We start from the raw sequence: 16,186 nt of genomic DNA on the forward strand, positions 1-16,186 counted from the left end.
GACCGCTGTGCGGCCGATCGCAGGCTATTGCCAGCGGCTACATCGGTAATCTGTAGCCGCTTGCCGAGGTATGGGGCTGCGATCGACTGCGCAGCAGTCGCCATTGCCCGACGAGGCTACTTGGACAAGAACCGCATCCCTTCTTCCAGTCCGCGCAAGGTCAACGGGAACATCCGGTCCTCCACCAGTTCGCGCACGATGTTGGTCGAGGCGGTGTAGTTCCAGGTTTCCTTGGGGTACGGGTTGATCCAGATGAGCTTCTTGTACTTCTCCATGAAGCGCTGCATCCACACATAACCGGCTTCTTCGTTCCAGTGCTCGACGCTGCCGCCCGGCTGGGTGATTTCGTAGGGCGCCATGGCTGCGTCGCCGACGAAGACCACTTTGTAGTCGGCGCCGTACTTGTGCAGCAGGTCCATGGTCGAGGTACGTTCGGAGGTGCGGCGCAGGTTGTTCTTCCACACCGACTCGTAGACGAAGTTGTGGAAGTAGTAGTACTCCAGGTGTTTGAACTCGGTCTTGCAGGCCGAGAACAACTCTTCGCAGATCTTCACGTGGGCGTCCATCGAGCCGCCGATGTCGAACAGCAGCAGCAACTTGACGCTGTTGCGCCGCTCCGGTCGCATCTGGATGTTGAGCAGGCCGGCATCGCGGGCCGTGTGGTCGATGGTGCCGTCGATGTCCAGTTCTTCGGCCGCGCCCTGGCGGGCGAACTTGCGCAGGCGGCGCAGGGCCAGCTTTATGTTGCGTGTGCCCAGCTCGACCTGGTCGTCGAGGTTCTTGTACTCGCGCTGGTCCCAGACCTTGACCGCCTTGCCCTGGCGCTTGCCGGCATCGCCGACGCGAATGCCTTCGGGGTTGAAACCACCCGAACCGAACGGGCTGGTGCCGCCGGTGCCGATCCACTTGTTGCCACCGGCATGGCGTTCCTTCTGTTCTTCCAGGCGCTTCTTGAATTCTTCGATCAGCTTGTCCAGGCCACCCAGGGACTGGATCTGCGCGCGCTCCTCATCGGTCAGGGAGCGCTCGAATTCCTTGCGCAACCAGTCTTCCGGAATCAGGGCCTCCAGGTGTTGGTTGAGGTTTTCCAGGCCCTTGAAGTAGGCCGAGAAAGCACGGTCGAACTTGTCGAAATGCCGCTCGTCCTTGACCAGGATCGCCCGTGACAAGTAGTAGAACTCGTCCATGTCGGCAAAGGTGACTCGCTGCTTGAGCGCATTGAGCAGATCAAGCAACTCGCGCACCGATACCGGCACCTTGGCGGCGCGCATTTCATTGAACAGATTGAGCAGCATGGCAATTGCCCCCAGGCTCAGCGGTTACCGCGACGGCTCATGAACGCCAGGCGTTCAAGCAGTTGCACATCCTGTTCGTTCTTCACCAAAGCGCCGGCCAGCGGCGGGATAGCCTTGGTTGGGTCGCGTTCACGCAGCACCGCTTCGCCGATGTTGTCGGCCATCAGCAGTTTGAGCCAGTCGACCAGCTCGGAGGTAGACGGCTTTTTCTTCAGGCCCGGTACCTTGCGCACGTCGAAGAACACGTCCAGCGCTTCACTGACCAGGTCTTTCTTGATGTTGGGGTAGTGGACATCGACGATTTTCTGCAGGGTGTCGCGGTCGGGAAAGGCGATGTAATGGAAGAAACAACGGCGCAGGAAGGCGTCGGGCAGTTCTTTTTCGTTGTTGGAGGTAATGATGATGATCGGGCGCTGCTTGGCCTTGATCGTCTCGTCGGTCTCGTAAACGTAGAACTCCATCTTGTCCAGTTCCTGCAACAGGTCGTTGGGGAACTCGATGTCGGCCTTGTCGATTTCGTCGATCAGCAGGATGACCCGCTCCTCGGACTCGAACGCCTCCCAGAGCTTGCCTTTCTTCAGGTAGTTGCGCACGTCGTGGACTTTGTCCACGCCCAGCTGCGAGTCACGCAGGCGGCTGACCGCGTCGTACTCGTACAAGCCCTGGTGAGCCTTGGTGGTGGACTTGATGTGCCAGGTGATCAGCTTGGCGCCAAAGGACTCGGCCAGCTGTTCGGCGAGCATGGTCTTGCCGGTGCCCGGCTCGCCCTTGACCAGTAGCGGTCGCTCCAGGGTGATCGCCGCGTTGACTGCCAGTTTCAGGTCGTCTGTGGCGACGTATGCGCGGGTGCCTTCGAACTTCATGAACCGATCCTCTAACGTAGCGCCGGGGTACATGGCCCCTGGCGGAAAAATTGTCATGCACGACTATAACGCGGGCTCTGGCTGGCTGGGAACGCAGGCGCCTCATTCAGTCTCTGAATGAGGCGTCACGTCGTGACTCAGTCAGACTTGGGCGGCGGTTGTTCATAGCGTGCGTTGAATGCCTGGATGAAGCCGTTACGCAGGATCTGCAAAAACGCTTCGAAGGCGCTGATGTCGCTTTTATGCACGCTGCCACTCAATTCCACCCGGGTGGCGAACTGGTTCTTGCGCTGGTTCTTGAGGACGGTTTCGCTGCCGCCCACCAACGCCTCCCAGATCGACCGGAACAAGCCTTTGTCTTCCTCCTTGACGTCCTGCTGCCAGTTGAACACATCGACGTCGCGCAGCAAGGGCTTGATATAGCCGTTGAGCCGGCCTTTTTGTGCTTCGGCTTCGATAACCAGGTCACCGTGGCCGGCATTGAAGTCGAACTTGCCGTAGGCACTGGCAAAGTCATTGAGTTGGCGCAGCTGTATACCGCTGGCGCGCAGGCGGAACTGGAAATCGTCGAAGTCGCTGAACGGGTCGAAAGTGGCGCTGCTTTGCACACTGGCATCGCCCAACACCCTGGCCTTGCCCTCGAAGCGGGCATCGCGCCGGCCCTTGTGGTCCTGGACGTTGGTCAGGTTGCGGATGCTGGCATCGAGCTGTGTGGCCTTGAGGTTGACCGGCGGCTTGGAATTGAAATTGCGAAAGGTCAGGGTACCGTTGTCGATACGCACTTCGTTGAGGGTGATGGGCACCAGCTTTTCCAACTGTTGGCGCCAGTCAGTGCCCTGGCCGGTCTGGGATGCCTGTTTGCTGGGGCCGTCGACGAAATTGAGTTCCGGGCGCATGAACGCCACCTCGGCGACCACTGCGTGGTCATACCATAGCGACCGCCAGCTCACCGACAAGTCGATCAAGGGGGCCTGGAGAAAGGGTACGGGTACCTTGCCCGTGGTCTTGACGATGGTCAGGCCGTTGATCTTGTATGCGCCGCGCCACCAGGCCAGGTCGACGTCGGTGACCTGGCCGCGGTAGTCGCCCATGTCGGCGAGCTTGTCGTTGAGGTAGTCGCGCACCAGCCAGGGCAGGGCGAAGTGCAGGCTGACCAGCAACAGCACAATGGCGAGCAGCCCCCACAAGGGCCAGCGATAGCGGCGTTTCATTGGCGGTATTTCCATGAGGGGTATAGATCGATTGACTCCTGTCGATCGCGTCGGTTCGTTGTATGTGGACGCACTGGCGCGGCGGGCTTACCCTTGAAGTTTTCCGTCCGCTGCATAATTAAGGACCCCTGCCATGAGCCGTATCTTCGCTGACAACGCGCACTCCATCGGCAATACGCCGCTGGTGCAGATCAATCGCATCGCCCCTCGTGGCGTGACCATCCTGGCTAAGATCGAGGGCCGTAACCCGGGCTACTCGGTCAAGTGCCGGATCGGCGCAAACATGATCTGGGATGCCGAAAGCAGCGGCAAACTCAAGCCAGGCATGACCATCGTCGAGCCGACCTCGGGCAACACCGGCATTGGCCTGGCCTTCGTCGCCGCCGCCCGTGGCTACAAGCTCCAGCTGACCATGCCGGCCTCGATGAGCATCGAGCGCCGCAAAGTGCTCAAGGCGCTGGGTGCCGACCTGGTGCTGACCGATCCGGCCAAGGGCATGAAAGGTGCCATCGAAAAGGCTGGCGAGATCGTCGCCAACGATCCGGCCAAGTACTTCATGCCTGCCCAGTTCGATAACCCGGCCAACCCGGCGATCCACGAGAAAACCACCGGCCCCGAGATCTGGAACGACACCGACGGCGCCGTGGATGTGCTGGTGGCCGGCGTCGGTACCGGTGGCACCATCACCGGTGTGTCGCGCTACATCAAGCAGACCCAGGGCAAGGCGATCCTGTCGGTGGCCGTGGAGCCGATCACGTCGCCGGTCATCACCCAGGCCCGCGCCGGTGAAGAGATCAAGCCCAGCCCGCACAAGATCCAGGGTATCGGTGCCGGTTTCGTGCCGAAGAACCTCGACCTGTCGCTGGTCGACCAGGTCGAGTTGGTCAGTGACGATGAGTCCAAGGCCATGGCCCTGCGCCTGATGCAGGAGGAGGGGATCCTTTGTGGTATCTCCAGTGGTGCGGCGATGGCAGCGGCCGTGCGCCTGGCGGAAAAACCCGAGATGCAGGGCAAGACCCTCGTGGTGATCCTGCCCGACTCGGGTGAGCGTTACTTGTCGAGCATGCTCTTCAGTGACCTGTTCACCGACCAGGAGAACCAGCAATAAAGCGCCTTGGCGCTGACTCGGGACAATAAGTGCCCCGCGTGCTTTGTTGCACAATCCTTAACACTGAATGCTGGCCCCGGTTATTTTTACCGGGGCTGGATCGGTTTATGATGCTCGATTAATCCGGCAGTGATGGCCTGATCGAAATTCCAAGGAGTGTTGCATGACTGTTTCCTTTGTCGCCAAGGCAGGTGTATTGCTGCTGTTTTTCGGCAGTACGCTGTATGTTCACCTGCGCGGCAAGGCGCGTTTGCCAATGTTGCGCCAATTCGTCAATCATTCGGCGCTGTTCGCCCCGTACAACGCCTTGATGTACCTGTTCTCCGGCGTACCGTCCAAGCCTTACCTGGACCGCACCCGCTTTCCCGAGCTCGATGTGCTCAAGGACAACTGGCAAGTGATCCGCGAAGAGGCCATGCACCTGTTCGACGAGGGTTACATCCGCGCTGCGGAGAAAGACAACGACGCAGGCTTTGGCTCGTTCTTCAAGAAGGGCTGGAAGCGCTTTTACCTCAAGTGGTACGACAAAGCGCTACCGTCGGCCGAGGCGTTGTGCCCCAGGACGGTCGAGCTGGTCAACAGCATCCCCAACGTCAAGGGTGCGATGTTTGCCTTGCTGCCGGGTGGCAGCCACCTGAACCCGCATCGTGATCCGTTTGCCGGCTCCCTGCGCTATCACCTGGGGCTTTCGACGCCCAACTCCGATCACTGCAGGATCTACGTCGACGGCCAGCCCTATGCCTGGCGCGACGGTGAAGACGTGATGTTCGATGAAACCTATGTTCACTGGGTGAAGAACGAAACCGAGACTACCCGGGTGATCCTGTTCTGTGACGTCGAACGCCCGCTCAGCAGCCCGCTGATGACCCGTATCAACCGCAAGGTCAGTGCTTTCCTGGGCCGTGCCACGGCGCCGCAGAACACCGACGATGAGCGCGTCGGCGGGATCAACCAGGCCTATGCCTGGAGCAAGCGCTTCAGCACTGTCATCAGCAGCCGGGTCAAGCAGTTCAAACGTGCCAATCCAAAGGCCTACCGGGTATTGCGTCCGGTGTTGGCGGTGGTGGTGGCCTACCTGCTGTATCACTGGTTGTTCTGATCGCATCGCGGGGCACGCCGTTCCCACTGTGGGAGCGGGCTTGCCCCGCGATGAAGTCGCCGTTATATTCAGACACAGTTCACCTCACCGAAGACCTGCCCATGCCAGCTTCCCCGCTCACCACTGTATTTGCCACCGCGCCCGACGCGGTTGTAGTCGTGCGTGGGAATCAGCAGCCGGCCATGATCAGCCACTACCCACCACCTGTCAGTAGCGTGGTAGTGCTGGGCTGAGCGGCCAATCGCTGCGTCCCATCACACCTGCATCCTCTACTGAACACGGTTGACTGCCCGTAGCGGGCAGCACCGTTCGGCTTTTCTGCCCGAATTACAGGTGGCACTCATGTTTGCTCTATCGAAAGAATCCGTGGCCTCGGCGGCCACCACCAGCCTGTTTGTCCTGCTCTGGAGTAGCGGGGCGATCGTTTCCAAGTTGGGCCTTGCCCATGCCAGTCCTTTTGCCTTTTTGTTGCTGCGTTCGGCCCTGGCCCTGTGTGGCCTGTTGCTGCTGGCGCCGTTGCTCAAACTGCGCTGGCCGCGCGGACGGGGCGGGGTGTTGCAGGCACTGGCCACCGGTGCCGTACTGCTGGGCGCCTACCAGATTTTCTACCTGCTGGCGCTGAACACCCAGGTGACCCCCGGCATCATGGCTACGGTCATGGGCGTGCAGCCGATCCTCACCGTGGTACTGATGGAGCGCCAGCGTTCCTGGAGCCGGCTGTTCGGCCTGGGTCTGGGATTGAGCGGGTTGATCATGGTGGTCTACCAGGGCATCGGCCTGGGCGGCATTTCCCTGGCCGGGATGCTGTTTGCCTTGTTGGCGCTGGTGAGCATGACGTTTGGCTCGATCATGCAGAAGCGCATCACCGACAACCCGATGGGCACCTTGCCGTTGCAATACATGGCCGGGTTGCTGATGTGTTCGTTGTTTGCACCCTTCCAGCCACTGCAGGTGGAAATGACGGCCGGCTTCATTGGCGCCTTGCTGTGGATGGGGCTGGTGGTGTCGTTGCTGGCGACCTTGCTGTTGTACCGGCTGATCGCCCGAGGCAACCTGGTCAATGTCACCAGCCTGTTCTACCTGGTACCGGCGGTGACGGCGGTGAAGGACTACCTGATCTTCGGTAACCGCCTGGCGGCATTGAGCGTGCTGGGGATGGCGCTGATCGTGATCGGCTTGCTGTTTGTGTTTCGCAAGTCGGCGCTGAGTGCCGGGCAACTGCAGGCCGATTGAGCTGTTCGCGGGGCAGGTATCGACTTGCCCCGCGATCTTCATTTACTGGCTGGCTTGAGCACCAACCAAAGCGCCACCGCAATCAACAACCCACCCCACAGGTGTGCCATCGACAATGGTTCATCCAGCAACCACGCCCCCCACAACACACCAAAGGCCGGAATCATGAAGGTTACAGTGGTGGCCTTGACCGGACCAATCTCGCTGAGCAGGCGGAAGTACAGAATGTACGCAAACGCCGTGCAGACCAGCCCCAACCCCAGTAGCGATAGCCATACATCCCAGCCACCCCAGCTCGCAGGCGGGGCAGTCAGCACGCTGTAGCCAAACAACGGCAACAGCAGCAGGGTTGCGCCCAACATGCTGCCCAACGCCGACAGGCGACTGTCCAGGCCGCCCGCCTGGTCAAGCCAGCGCCGGGCCAGAAAGCCGGCAAAGCCATAACAGGTGGTCGCCGCCAGGCACGAGATCGCGCCTTGCAGCAGGCTTTGGTCAAATGCCACCGGCCCCGCGCCACTGAGAATGCCGACGCCGAACAGACCGAGGAAGATGCCGCAGAGTTTGGCCAGAGTCATGGGTTCACGAAAGAACAGCGCGCCAATCAACACGCCCATCAAGGGCGTCGTGGCATTGAAGATGGCCGAGTAACCGGCTGGCAGCACTTGCGCCGCGACGGAATACAGCGTGGCCGGAATCCCCGAATTGATCATGCCCAGCACCAGGCAGGCCTTGAGCTTGCCGTTGAAGTCCCAACGCACGCGCAGCAGGGCGAGGATCACCATCAACCCGGCGCAGGCGATGGACACGCGAAAGAAGGCCGTGGGCAGTGTGCCGAGCACGGGTGCGATGATGCGCATGAACAGGAAACTTGCGCCCCAGACAGCGGCAAGAATCAACAGGCGGGTAATGGCGATGGGGGTCATGGGCTATCCGGGTCCTTTTGGGCAGGGCGCGAGTTTACGCCAGAACCTTTGGCCGCCTCTCTCCCTTTCTTGCGCTTGAATTGCGCCGGGGAGAATTTGGCCGATACAGACGGGCCAACAGGCTTTCCCTGGCATCGGCGACTGGCTAAGCTCAGGCTTCGACATTCCCGCAGAGGTCTGATGTATGCCCCAGCAATGGCCGGCCGCCGATATCGCCCGGATGATCCTCGATGGCTTCGACGATTACCGTGAGCATTTTCGCCAGATCACCATCGGCGCCCGCGCCCGCTTCGAGCAGGCGCAGTGGCAGCAGATCCAGAGTGCTTCGGCCGCACGGATCAACCTCTACGAAGAAAAGGTCAGCGAGGTCAGTGGCTGGCTACGCCAGGCATTCGAGGCCGACGTGCTGCTGGACGTGTCGCTCTGGCCGCTGGTCAAGAGCGCCTACATCAGCCTCATCGACCCACGGTTGGACGATGAACTGTCGGAAACCTGGTACAACTCGATCTTCTGCAGCCTGTTCAGCCATGACCTGATCAGCGACGGCTGCATGTTCATCCACACCACTCGGCCGTCGCTGCGCAGTCACGAGCGCGCGGCGCAAACCCGCACTTACCGCCCCCAGGGCAGCCTGGGCAGCGTGCTGGGGCAGATCTTTGCCGACTACGGTTTCGATGTGCCCTACGGTGACTTGCAAGGCGATCTGGTCCGCCTCCAGGCGCAGCTGCGCGAAAGCCTGCCCGACTGGGTCTGCAAGGACCCGGCCCTGGCGGTGGAACTGTTTTCGCCGGTGCTTTACCGCAACAAGGGGGCCTACCTGGTGGGGCGGCTGTTCACCCAGGACGAGCAATGGCCACTGGTGATCCCGCTGCTGCACCGCGAAGGCCATGGGATCGAGATCGATGCGCTGATCACCGACGAAGCCGATGTGTCGATCATCTTCTCGTTCACCCGTTCCTATTTCATGGTCGATGTGCCGGTGCCGGCCGAGTTTGTCGGTTTTCTCAAGCGCATCCTGCCAGGCAAGCACATTGCCGAGCTGTACACCTCGATCGGTTTCTACAAGCATGGCAAGTCGGAGTTCTACCGGGCGCTGATCAATCACCTGGCTGGAACCGACGATCGCTTCATCATGGCCCCCGGAGTGCGTGGCATGGTGATGAGCGTGTTTACCCTGCCGGGTTTCAATACCGTGTTCAAGATCATCAAGGACCGATTCTCGCCGTCCAAGACCGTCGACCGAGCCACGGTGATCGAAAAGTACCGGTTGGTGAAAAGTGTCGACCGGGTCGGTCGCATGGCCGATACCCAGGAGTTCTCCGACTTTCGCTTTCCCTTGAGCAAGTTCGAGCCCGAATGCCTGGCCGAGTTGCTGGAGGTGGCGCCCTCGACGGTGGAAGTGCATGGCGACACGGTGCTGGTGCGACACTGCTGGACCGAGCGGCGCATGACGCCGCTGAACCTCTATCTGGAGAATGCCAACGATGCCCAGGTGCGCGAGGCCCTGGAAGACTACGGCCTGGCCATCAAGCAGTTGGCGGCGGCGAACATCTTTCCGGGCGACATGCTGCTGAAGAACTTCGGCGTTACCCGCCATGGTCGGGTGGTGTTCTACGACTACGACGAAATCTGTTTTCTTACCGAGGTCAACTTCCGCTACATCCCGCCGCCTCGCTATCCGGAGGACGAAATGTCCGGTGAGCCCTGGTATTCGATCGGGCCGCACGACGTGTTCCCCGAGGAGTTTCCGCCGTTCCTGTTTGCCGACGGCGGCCAGCGGCGGTTGTTCAGCCAGTTACATGGCGAACTGTACGACGCCGACTACTGGAAAAGCCTGCAGGACGCGATTCGCGGCGGCAAGGTGATCGACGTGTTCCCCTACCGGCGCAAGGCCCGGTAGGCGCTGGCTTACTGTAGGAGACGTCGCACCGCCGCTCCTGCAGCAAACCACCTCCCCAATCAGCCTTTCATGCACTTCAACTCACTGAAGTCCTTGCGCACCTGGTCCAGCTTTTGTTCCAGGTGCGTACGTTGCTGCTCGCTGCTCTGGGCCATCAGGTCCACAAGCAATTGCCGGGCAGCTTTTTCCGTGCGCTGGTAGGCCTGGCGGTATTCCGGTGTCCACAGGCTTTCCCGGTTCTTGAGCAGGCGTACCAACTGTGGCTCGAAGGCGTCAGTGTGGCGCTGGTCCATCGCGGCACTGAAGTGCGCCTGCCAGTTGGCCCGGTTGGCGATCCACTGGCGGTTCTGTTCACCCAGCCCCTGTGACCAGGTCATGATCCGCAGCCGCTGTTGTGAGCTGAGCTCGCCCAGCCATGGCGTGAGGCGTTTTTCCATGCGCTCGACGCGTTGTTCGATCTGCCGCGCCAGGGGCGTTTTCACATACTTTGCCTGGCGCTCACTGATGTCTTCGGCAAAGGCCTGGCGCATCTCGTGGACCTGTTCATCGTCCATCGCCCGCAATAGCTGGGCTGCCGAAGGGGTGATCTGGTCGGCCACTTTGGCGATCGCCTGTTTCGCTTCCTGGGTGCGCAGTTGCAATTGCTGGTCGGTTACCTGGTTGTCGGCGACCATCTGTCGGACTTCGTCGATCCAGGTCAGGTAGCCCGGCAGCTGCGTGCGGCAATGCCACGCCAGGTGCTGCTTGAGGCGTTGGTTGAGCCAGGTTTTTTGCTGGCGGTTCATGTTCAGGTAGTCGTTCAGCGACCAGGGCACCAGCATATCGAGGTTGCGGTAGGCGAGGTCGATACGGCTGCAGGCCAGCACCAAGAGGGCCGGCAGGACCAGTAGCAGGAGGGTGCGCAAGTACTTGGGCAGGCAGGCGTACATGAGCGAATCCTTGCGAGGGCTTGCTTGAATTTATAGAACAGCGCGCGGCACCCCGGTTCCTTTTTACCGATGGGTAGCCAACGGCGACCGGGCGGTGTGGCCGGTTCGGGTGTAGAATGCCGGGCTCGCAACGAGGATTTCCGGAAATGGCTTTAGTTGGGCGTTACAACAGTTTGCAAATCGTGAAACACACGGACTTCGGCCTGTACCTGGACGGCGGCGCGGATGGTGAAATCCTTCTGCCCAACCGCTACATCCCCAAGGACACGCCCACCGAGGTCGAAGACTGGCTGAACGTTTTCGTGTACCTGGACAGCGAAGACAAGCTGATCGCGACCACCGAAAAGACCAAGCTGCAGGTCGGTGAGTTCGCCAGCCTCAAGGTCAAGGAAATCAACAGCATCGGTATCTTCCTGGATTGGGGCTTGCCCAAGGACCTGCTGATGCCGTACTCCGAAGAAAAACGCCAGATGCGCCAGGGCGAGTATTGCGTGGTGCATGCCTACCTGGACAAGCGCACCCGTCGGATCACCGCCACCGCGCGCCTGGACCGCTACCTGGACAAGGTGCCGGCCACCTACGCGCAAGGCCAGGAGGTTGATTTGCTGGTGGTCGAAGAAACCCCGATGGGTTTCAAGGCGATCATCAACAACAAGCACTGGGGCCTGATTCACAAGAACGAAGTGTTCAAGTTCCTGCGTTCGGGCAAGCAGGAGAAGGGCTACATCAAGGAGATGCGCAGCGACGGCAAGATTGCCTTGAGCCTGCAGCCCCTTGGCCAGGACCTGGCCAACAGCCTGCACGACAAGATCCTGGCCAAGCTCAAGGACGCCAATGGCGTGCTGCCGGTAAGCGACAAGAGCGATCCACAGGCGATCAGCGACTTGTTCGGGGTCAGCAAGGGCAACTTCAAGAAAGCCATCGGTGCCTTGTACAAAGATGGCCGTATCGTCATCCACGCCGACCGCATCGAGCTGGTTTGATCAGGCCTGGCGAAAGCCTGCAAAGTTCAGGTTCTCGCCGCCCGGACGCAGGTCCTGGAGCATCGAGTCGCGGTCTGCGCTCAGCGCCAGGCTGATGGTGGAGCGCCGCTTGCCGGGGTGGCGCACTTCCATCTTCTCCAGATGGGCCTTCAAGAAATTCACCGGCACCTTCAGGTGCTGCAGTTCGTCGGTCTCGGGCGTGTGCAGCAGCAGGTTGACCCAGTCAGCCGCGTCTTTTTTCAGCACCAGCTTTACCGGCACATCGAACCACCACAGGCTGCGCTTGGTGTCGAGCACGGCAAACAGGGTGTTGTCGCTGGAAAGTACCGGTCTTTCCAGTTCCTGGTTGCGACGGGCAATGGCGGTGGGTTTGTCGAGTTTCATGCAGGTTCCTACGGGTGACGCTTGAAAGGTCGCTCATTGTGCTGGGATTGGCCTGAAACATAAAGCAGCCAGATGCGCCGCTTGCCAGCCTGGCAAGCGGCGCTCGCTCTGTTTCAGCGGTTGGCGTGGCCCACGGAAGCCGAGAGTGGCTGGCTCAAGGGCGAGGTGGCGCCATCGGCGCGGGTGACGGTTGCGGTGAAGGAGCCGAACGTCGTGCCTTGCTCCAGCACATAGTCGAACTGACCCTGGCCCTTGGCATCGGTGGCGACCAGGGACTCGCCCAGGTAGTGCTCGGCTTCAGCGCTCTGGGCCTGTTGATTGGCGAACACTTCTACCCGCAGCAGGCTGTCAGGTTCGCCGTTCACGGTGCCGCGGAGGCGATTGCCTTTGAGGGCGGTCAGCAGCGGAGCTGGCTGATTGTGATTGGGCATCGGCTGGCAGCCCTTCACCTGCGCCTCGTCGCTGCAGATGATTGCCCGGTTGTTGCCCGACTGATCGACCCCGATGCCGCGCGAACCCTCATAGAGGGCATGCTCGATGGCCGGAACACCGAAGACGATGGCGCCGGTCTGCTGCTTGGCCAGGCATGAACCTCCGGCCTGGCAGCGGCGGATGTCCAGGTTGTTGTTCCAGATCTGGTTGGCACTGAGACGGTTGCTGGTGGAGGTAGGCTCCGGGCGCAGGGCAACGCCGATACGGTTGCCGTGGATCTGGTTGCCGTCGAGGATATTGCCCGCGCCGCTGACGCTCACGCCAATGGAGTTGCCGGTGAAGGTGTTGGCACCCAGGTAGTTGCGCTGTCCCCAGTTGATCTGCAAACCGTCGGAGTAGTTCTCGAAGCGGTTGCGCACCACGCTGTTGTCATTGCCCCAGAGAATCTCGATGCCCTGGGACGGCTCCGGGTTGGCGGCGGTGGAGCGGAACAGGTTGTCGGCCACCAGGTTGAACGCCGCGCCACGGGTCAACTCCAGGCCGTCGCCGTTGTCGATCAACTGGTTGCGCAGCACCTTGTTGTTATTGGTGGTGGTGGCGGTTGGATTGCCCTGGCCATCGTCGCCGGTGAGCATGATGCCGGCACCGCCCTTGTTGGCAAGGATGCGGTTGTCCTGAATCACGTTGTTGCTGGCGCGGTTGATCAGGATGCCGATGCAGAAATTGCGCACCTCAAGGCCCGAGATGCTCACGCCACGGGTATCACGCAGGACCAGGCCGGGACCGGTGGTGGTGCGCACGTTGGTGCCGAACTGGCCGGCCACTGCGCCAGGGCACGCCTGGGTACCGTCACCGATGATGTAGGCCGAACCGTCGATGGCAATGAATTGTCCCGTGCGCGGCCATGCGCTGCCCTCGATACTCACCGGCCCCTGGATTGCTGGCAACGGTGATGTCGGCTTGATTACATAGGGCGCCTTGCCCACCGGGCGTATCTCGATCCGGAACTGGCCGGGGTTCTGGTTGTTGCGCTCGATCGCCCAGCGCAGGCTGCCAGGTTGCAGGTCATCGACATAGCGATCCACCACCAGCGTGGTCAACGCCGGTGCCGGTGCGGCGGCAGTGGCGCTAAAGGGCAGGGCAGACAGGGGCAGCAGCAGGGCTGCCAACAAAGGCATGACACGCATCGTAGGACTTCCACAATCGGCTGTTGTTTTTATCGCAGCGGTACACAAGGCCTGCCGCGCTGTTGCGAATTCTAAGGGAAGCCCTCGCCAGTCGGCGGCAGGGTGCAGCGAATCGGGGCGGTATTCGCCCGCTGTTTGGCCGTCGGGCAAATAATTGAAACTCCCGAACAAGGCCACAGGTCCATTGACTGTCGACTCTGACAGCCCGTTTTTCCCCTTCAGGAGAACTCCTATGAGTGGCACCAAAGATAAAGTCAAAGGTATGGCCAACGAAGCGGTCGGTAATGTCAAACAAGGTATTGGCAAAGCCACTGACAATGAGCGCCTTCGCGCCGAAGGCGAGTTGCAGGAACGCAAGGGTGAAGCCCAGCAGGTGGTCGGCAAGGTCAAGGATGCGGTGAAGAAGCCTTGATCGATGCCAGTGACGAATCACGGCGGCCACCTGGAGTGGCCGTTGTGCTATCTGCAGCAATCAATCGAAACTTTGGCGCGATCGTCGTTTAGACTTTACTGCAGACTTTAGTGAGGAGCCTTTTCCATGACCCTCGAACGGCGAAAGGAGACGCTATGATTTTCCCCGACCTGCGCGGCTTGCCCTTGCACCGCGTGCTGGTGCGCACCGTCAAGGAGTTTCTCGATGACGAGATGTCCACCTATGCGTCGGCACTGGCCTACCAGATGCTGTTTTCGCTGTTCCCCTTCCTGCTGTTCCTGATCGCCCTGATCGGCTTTTTGCACTTGCCGGACTTCTTCTCCTGGCTGCGGCTGCAATCTGAGCTGGTATTGCCGCCCCAGGCGCTGGAGCAGGTGAACCCTGTGATCGACCAGTTGCAGCAGTCCAAGGGCGGCTTGCTTTCAGTAGGTATCGTGATCGCCCTGTGGACGGCCTCGGCCGGTGTGCGGCTGATGATGAGCGCAATGAACGCGGCCTACGACGTGATCGAAGGGCGCCCGGTCTGGAAGCGCATTCCCTTGTCGATCTTCTACACCGTGGGTATCGCCGGCATGTTGCTGGCAGCGGCGGCGCTGATGGTACTGGGCCCGCAGGTGATGGAGTGGATCGCTTCGCAGATCGGCATGCAGGAATTCATCGTCACCTTGTGGACGGTGTTGCGTTGGCCGGCAATTATCATTCTGATGATGGTGGCAGTGGCATTGATTTACTACGTGATGCCGGACGTGAAACAGGAGTTTCGTTTTATTACCCCGGGCTCGGTACTGGCCGTGGTGGTATGGATACTGGCGTCATTGGGGTTTGGTTATTACGTCAAGACGTTCGCCGACTACAACGCGATGTATGGCAGCATCGGTGCAATTATCGTGTTGCTGCTGTATTTCTATATTTCTGCCGCGGTTTTGTTGCTGGGGGCGGAAATGAATGCCGTGATCGAGCATCTGTCTGCCGAAGGCAAGAACCCCGGTGAAAAAGAGGCCGGTGAGGATGCCCATGAACATGATAAAAAGCATGTTTCCGGGTTGGGGCGTGATCATTCGCTTGACCACCCGGCCACGCCCGAAGGCGAACCCTTGAGTCGAACTTCCCATGATTCGTGACATTCTGAAAATGGGCGATGAGCGCTTGCTGCGCATCGCCCCGCCAGTGCCGGCGCAACTGATCGGCAGTGCCGAACTGGACCAGTTGATTGCCGACATGTTCGAGACCATGCGTCACGTGGGCGGCGTTGGCCTGGCCGCGCCGCAGATCGGGGTCGACCTGCAGCTGGTGATCTTCGGCTTCGAGCGCAGCGAGCGTTATCCGGATGCCGAACCTGTGCCGCAGACGATCCTGCTCAATCCGGTCATTACCCCGTTGGGTACTGAAGTGGAAGAGGGCTGGGAAGGCTGTCTGTCGGTGCCGGGCTTGCGCGGGGTGGTGCCGCGTTACCGACGCATCCATTATGCCGGGATCGACCCTCAGGGCCAGGTGATCGACCGCCTGGCCGAAGGCTTTCACGCACGGGTGGTGCAGCACGAGTGCGATCACTTGATCGGGCGGTTGTACCCCTCGCGTATCCACGACTTCAACAAGTTCGGCTATACCGACGTGCTGTTCCCCGGCCTGGACTCCGCCAGCGACGACTGATTGCGGGCCATCGCCAGCAACGGTTTGCTGCGCTGATAGCGGGCCAGGCGTTCGCCCAGCGCCGCCGGCAAGTGCATGCAAGGGGCGAAACCCAGGCGGTTGTAGAAGTGCTGCAGATCCGGGTGGCAGAACAGCCACACCGTCCCTTGAGCAGAGTGCAGCGCCGCCTCCAGCAGGTGGCGGGCGATCCGCTGTCCGCGCCAGGGCGTGGCCACCCATAAGCCGGTCAACCAGTGCCCTCCTGTGACAGGGCTCAGGCACAAGGCGGCAACGATATCATCGGCGCGGGCCACCCAGAGTTGTCCGTCGGTGGCTGCGCGCATGGGCGAATGCTGGCTTTTATAGAATTTGTTGAGCAGTGGCCGCTCGAGGCCAGTCAGCGGGCAGTAGCGAAGCGAAGGCACCGAAAATCTCCTGCGGGGGCTCTGGTCCGGGCTTGTACACCGGTGCAGTCAGGCTGTCGAGGGGCACCGCCCTTGCCATTGTTACGATTACGGTAACAGTGATTGTCTGGCGCAGGGCTTAAAGCCATCATCCCAAGTTGTAAACTACCCCT

General features: G+C 60.7%; 17 protein-coding genes. 9 read left to right on the plus strand and 8 right to left on the minus strand.

The features are described 5' to 3' along the window. Positions 1-116: 116 nt before the first annotated feature. The 3 genes from H621_RS0109375 to H621_RS0109385 all read right to left on the minus strand — a co-directional run bounded on the left by H621_RS0109375 (position 117) and on the right by H621_RS0109385 (position 3,369). On the minus strand, positions 117-1,295 hold the full coding sequence (locus H621_RS0109375; protein WP_028943140.1) for a vWA domain-containing protein: 1,179 nt from the start codon (positions 1,293-1,295) through the stop codon (positions 117-119). A 17-nt stretch (positions 1,296-1,312) separates the two neighbouring features. Beyond that, entirely contained in the window at positions 1,313-2,158 is an 846-nt protein-coding gene (locus tag H621_RS0109380; RefSeq protein WP_028943141.1) for an AAA family ATPase, read from the minus strand. 137 nt (positions 2,159-2,295) lie between these two features. Next, the gene (locus H621_RS0109385; RefSeq protein WP_028943142.1) at positions 2,296-3,369 is read right to left on the minus strand and encodes a DUF748 domain-containing protein; all 1,074 of its coding nucleotides are present in this window, start codon (positions 3,367-3,369) and stop codon (positions 2,296-2,298) included. 133 nt (positions 3,370-3,502) lie between these two features. On the opposite strand from H621_RS0109385, the gene cysK reads away from it, so the two are divergent. From cysK to H621_RS0109400, 4 genes are all read left to right on the plus strand, one after another. Continuing rightward, the gene (gene cysK / locus H621_RS0109390) at positions 3,503-4,477 is read left to right on the plus strand and encodes a cysteine synthase A (protein ID WP_028943143.1); all 975 of its coding nucleotides are present in this window, start codon (positions 3,503-3,505) and stop codon (positions 4,475-4,477) included. Positions 4,478-4,640: 163 nt separating this feature from the next. Continuing rightward, a complete protein-coding gene (locus tag H621_RS0109395; RefSeq protein ID WP_028943144.1) occupies positions 4,641-5,576 on the plus strand; it encodes an aspartyl/asparaginyl beta-hydroxylase domain-containing protein in 936 nt (311 codons plus the stop codon). Positions 5,577-5,677: 101 nt separating this feature from the next. Then, positions 5,678-5,809 carry a hypothetical protein gene (locus H621_RS29095; protein ID WP_256585889.1) on the plus strand — a complete coding sequence of 44 codons (132 nt, stop codon included), beginning with the start codon at positions 5,678-5,680 and terminating at the stop codon, positions 5,807-5,809. 109 nt (positions 5,810-5,918) lie between these two features. Beyond that, entirely contained in the window at positions 5,919-6,809 is an 891-nt protein-coding gene (locus H621_RS0109400) for a DMT family transporter (protein ID WP_028943145.1), read from the plus strand. Between the two features lie 38 nt (positions 6,810-6,847). Here H621_RS0109400 and H621_RS0109405 read toward each other — a convergent pair whose 3' ends face one another. After that, positions 6,848-7,732 carry a DMT family transporter gene (locus H621_RS0109405; RefSeq protein ID WP_028943146.1) on the minus strand — a complete coding sequence of 295 codons (885 nt, stop codon included), beginning with the start codon at positions 7,730-7,732 and terminating at the stop codon, positions 6,848-6,850. A 184-nt stretch (positions 7,733-7,916) separates the two neighbouring features. Here H621_RS0109405 and aceK point away from each other — a divergent pair, with 184 nt between their 5' ends. Next, positions 7,917-9,632 carry a bifunctional isocitrate dehydrogenase kinase/phosphatase gene (gene aceK, locus H621_RS0109410; protein WP_028943147.1) on the plus strand — a complete coding sequence of 572 codons (1,716 nt, stop codon included), beginning with the start codon at positions 7,917-7,919 and terminating at the stop codon, positions 9,630-9,632. A 59-nt stretch (positions 9,633-9,691) separates the two neighbouring features. Here the strand turns inward: aceK and H621_RS0109415 are convergent, their stop codons facing one another. Continuing rightward, complete coding sequence (locus H621_RS0109415; protein ID WP_028943148.1) at positions 9,692-10,549, minus strand: DUF6279 family lipoprotein; 858 nt, start codon at positions 10,547-10,549, stop codon at positions 9,692-9,694. 158 nt (positions 10,550-10,707) lie between these two features. Between H621_RS0109415 and H621_RS0109420 the strand changes: the two genes are divergently transcribed. Next, positions 10,708-11,544 (plus strand): CvfB family protein, encoded by an 837-nt coding sequence (locus tag H621_RS0109420; RefSeq protein ID WP_028943149.1) that lies wholly within the window; start codon positions 10,708-10,710, stop codon positions 11,542-11,544. Here H621_RS0109420 and H621_RS0109425 read toward each other — a convergent pair whose 3' ends face one another. Together H621_RS0109425 and H621_RS0109430 are read right to left on the minus strand one after the other, a co-directional pair. Further along, positions 11,545-11,928: a hypothetical protein gene (locus tag H621_RS0109425; protein ID WP_028943150.1), complete on the minus strand. Its 384-nt coding sequence runs from the start codon at positions 11,926-11,928 to the stop codon at positions 11,545-11,547. Between the two features lie 113 nt (positions 11,929-12,041). Further along, positions 12,042-13,547, minus strand: a complete 1,506-nt coding sequence (locus H621_RS0109430; RefSeq protein WP_028943151.1) for a right-handed parallel beta-helix repeat-containing protein — start codon at positions 13,545-13,547, stop codon at positions 12,042-12,044. 232 nt (positions 13,548-13,779) lie between these two features. Between H621_RS0109430 and H621_RS0109435 the strand changes: the two genes are divergently transcribed. The 3 genes from H621_RS0109435 to def all read left to right on the plus strand — a co-directional run bounded on the left by H621_RS0109435 (position 13,780) and on the right by def (position 15,630). Then, complete coding sequence (locus H621_RS0109435) at positions 13,780-13,959, plus strand: CsbD family protein (protein WP_028943152.1); 180 nt, start codon at positions 13,780-13,782, stop codon at positions 13,957-13,959. Between the two features lie 155 nt (positions 13,960-14,114). Further along, complete coding sequence (locus H621_RS0109440; protein ID WP_028943153.1) at positions 14,115-15,101, plus strand: YihY/virulence factor BrkB family protein; 987 nt, start codon at positions 14,115-14,117, stop codon at positions 15,099-15,101. Beyond that, positions 15,091-15,630, plus strand: coding sequence for a peptide deformylase (gene def / locus H621_RS0109445; protein ID WP_028943154.1), 540 nt, complete (start codon positions 15,091-15,093; stop codon positions 15,628-15,630). Before H621_RS0109440 ends, def begins: the two co-directional genes overlap by 11 nt. Here the strand turns inward: def and H621_RS0109450 are convergent. Continuing rightward, on the minus strand, positions 15,582-16,034 hold the full coding sequence (locus H621_RS0109450; RefSeq protein WP_028943155.1) for a GNAT family N-acetyltransferase: 453 nt from the start codon (positions 16,032-16,034) through the stop codon (positions 15,582-15,584). The two genes, def and H621_RS0109450, sit on opposite strands and share 49 nt — an antisense overlap. Between the last annotated feature and the right edge of the window lie 152 nt (positions 16,035-16,186).

This window comes from Pseudomonas vranovensis DSM 16006, from assembly GCF_000425805.1.
In the GTDB taxonomy this organism is placed as follows: Bacteria; Pseudomonadota; Gammaproteobacteria; order Pseudomonadales; family Pseudomonadaceae; genus Aquipseudomonas; species Aquipseudomonas vranovensis.

Coding starts and splice junctions, on each gene's coding strand:
- H621_RS0109375 (WP_028943140.1), bottom strand. CDS start 1,295: ATGCTGCTCAATCTGTTCAATGAAATGCGCGCCGCCAAGGTGCCGGTA.
- H621_RS0109400 (WP_028943145.1), top strand. CDS start 5,919: ATGTTTGCTCTATCGAAAGAATCCGTGGCCTCGGCGGCCACCACCAGC.
- H621_RS0109430 (WP_028943151.1), bottom strand. CDS start 13,547: ATGCGTGTCATGCCTTTGTTGGCAGCCCTGCTGCTGCCCCTGTCTGCC.
- H621_RS0109380 (WP_028943141.1), bottom strand. CDS start 2,158: ATGAAGTTCGAAGGCACCCGCGCATACGTCGCCACAGACGACCTGAAA.
- H621_RS0109395 (WP_028943144.1), top strand. CDS start 4,641: ATGACTGTTTCCTTTGTCGCCAAGGCAGGTGTATTGCTGCTGTTTTTC.
- H621_RS0109435 (WP_028943152.1), top strand. CDS start 13,780: ATGAGTGGCACCAAAGATAAAGTCAAAGGTATGGCCAACGAAGCGGTC.
- H621_RS0109425 (WP_028943150.1), bottom strand. CDS start 11,928: ATGAAACTCGACAAACCCACCGCCATTGCCCGTCGCAACCAGGAACTG.
- H621_RS29095 (WP_256585889.1), top strand. CDS start 5,678: ATGCCAGCTTCCCCGCTCACCACTGTATTTGCCACCGCGCCCGACGCG.
- H621_RS0109405 (WP_028943146.1), bottom strand. CDS start 7,732: ATGACCCCCATCGCCATTACCCGCCTGTTGATTCTTGCCGCTGTCTGG.
- def (WP_028943154.1), top strand. CDS start 15,091: ATGATTCGTGACATTCTGAAAATGGGCGATGAGCGCTTGCTGCGCATC.
- aceK (WP_028943147.1), top strand. CDS start 7,917: ATGCCCCAGCAATGGCCGGCCGCCGATATCGCCCGGATGATCCTCGAT.
- H621_RS0109420 (WP_028943149.1), top strand. CDS start 10,708: ATGGCTTTAGTTGGGCGTTACAACAGTTTGCAAATCGTGAAACACACG.
- H621_RS0109440 (WP_028943153.1), top strand. CDS start 14,115: ATGATTTTCCCCGACCTGCGCGGCTTGCCCTTGCACCGCGTGCTGGTG.
- cysK (WP_028943143.1), top strand. CDS start 3,503: ATGAGCCGTATCTTCGCTGACAACGCGCACTCCATCGGCAATACGCCG.
- H621_RS0109385 (WP_028943142.1), bottom strand. CDS start 3,369: ATGAAACGCCGCTATCGCTGGCCCTTGTGGGGGCTGCTCGCCATTGTG.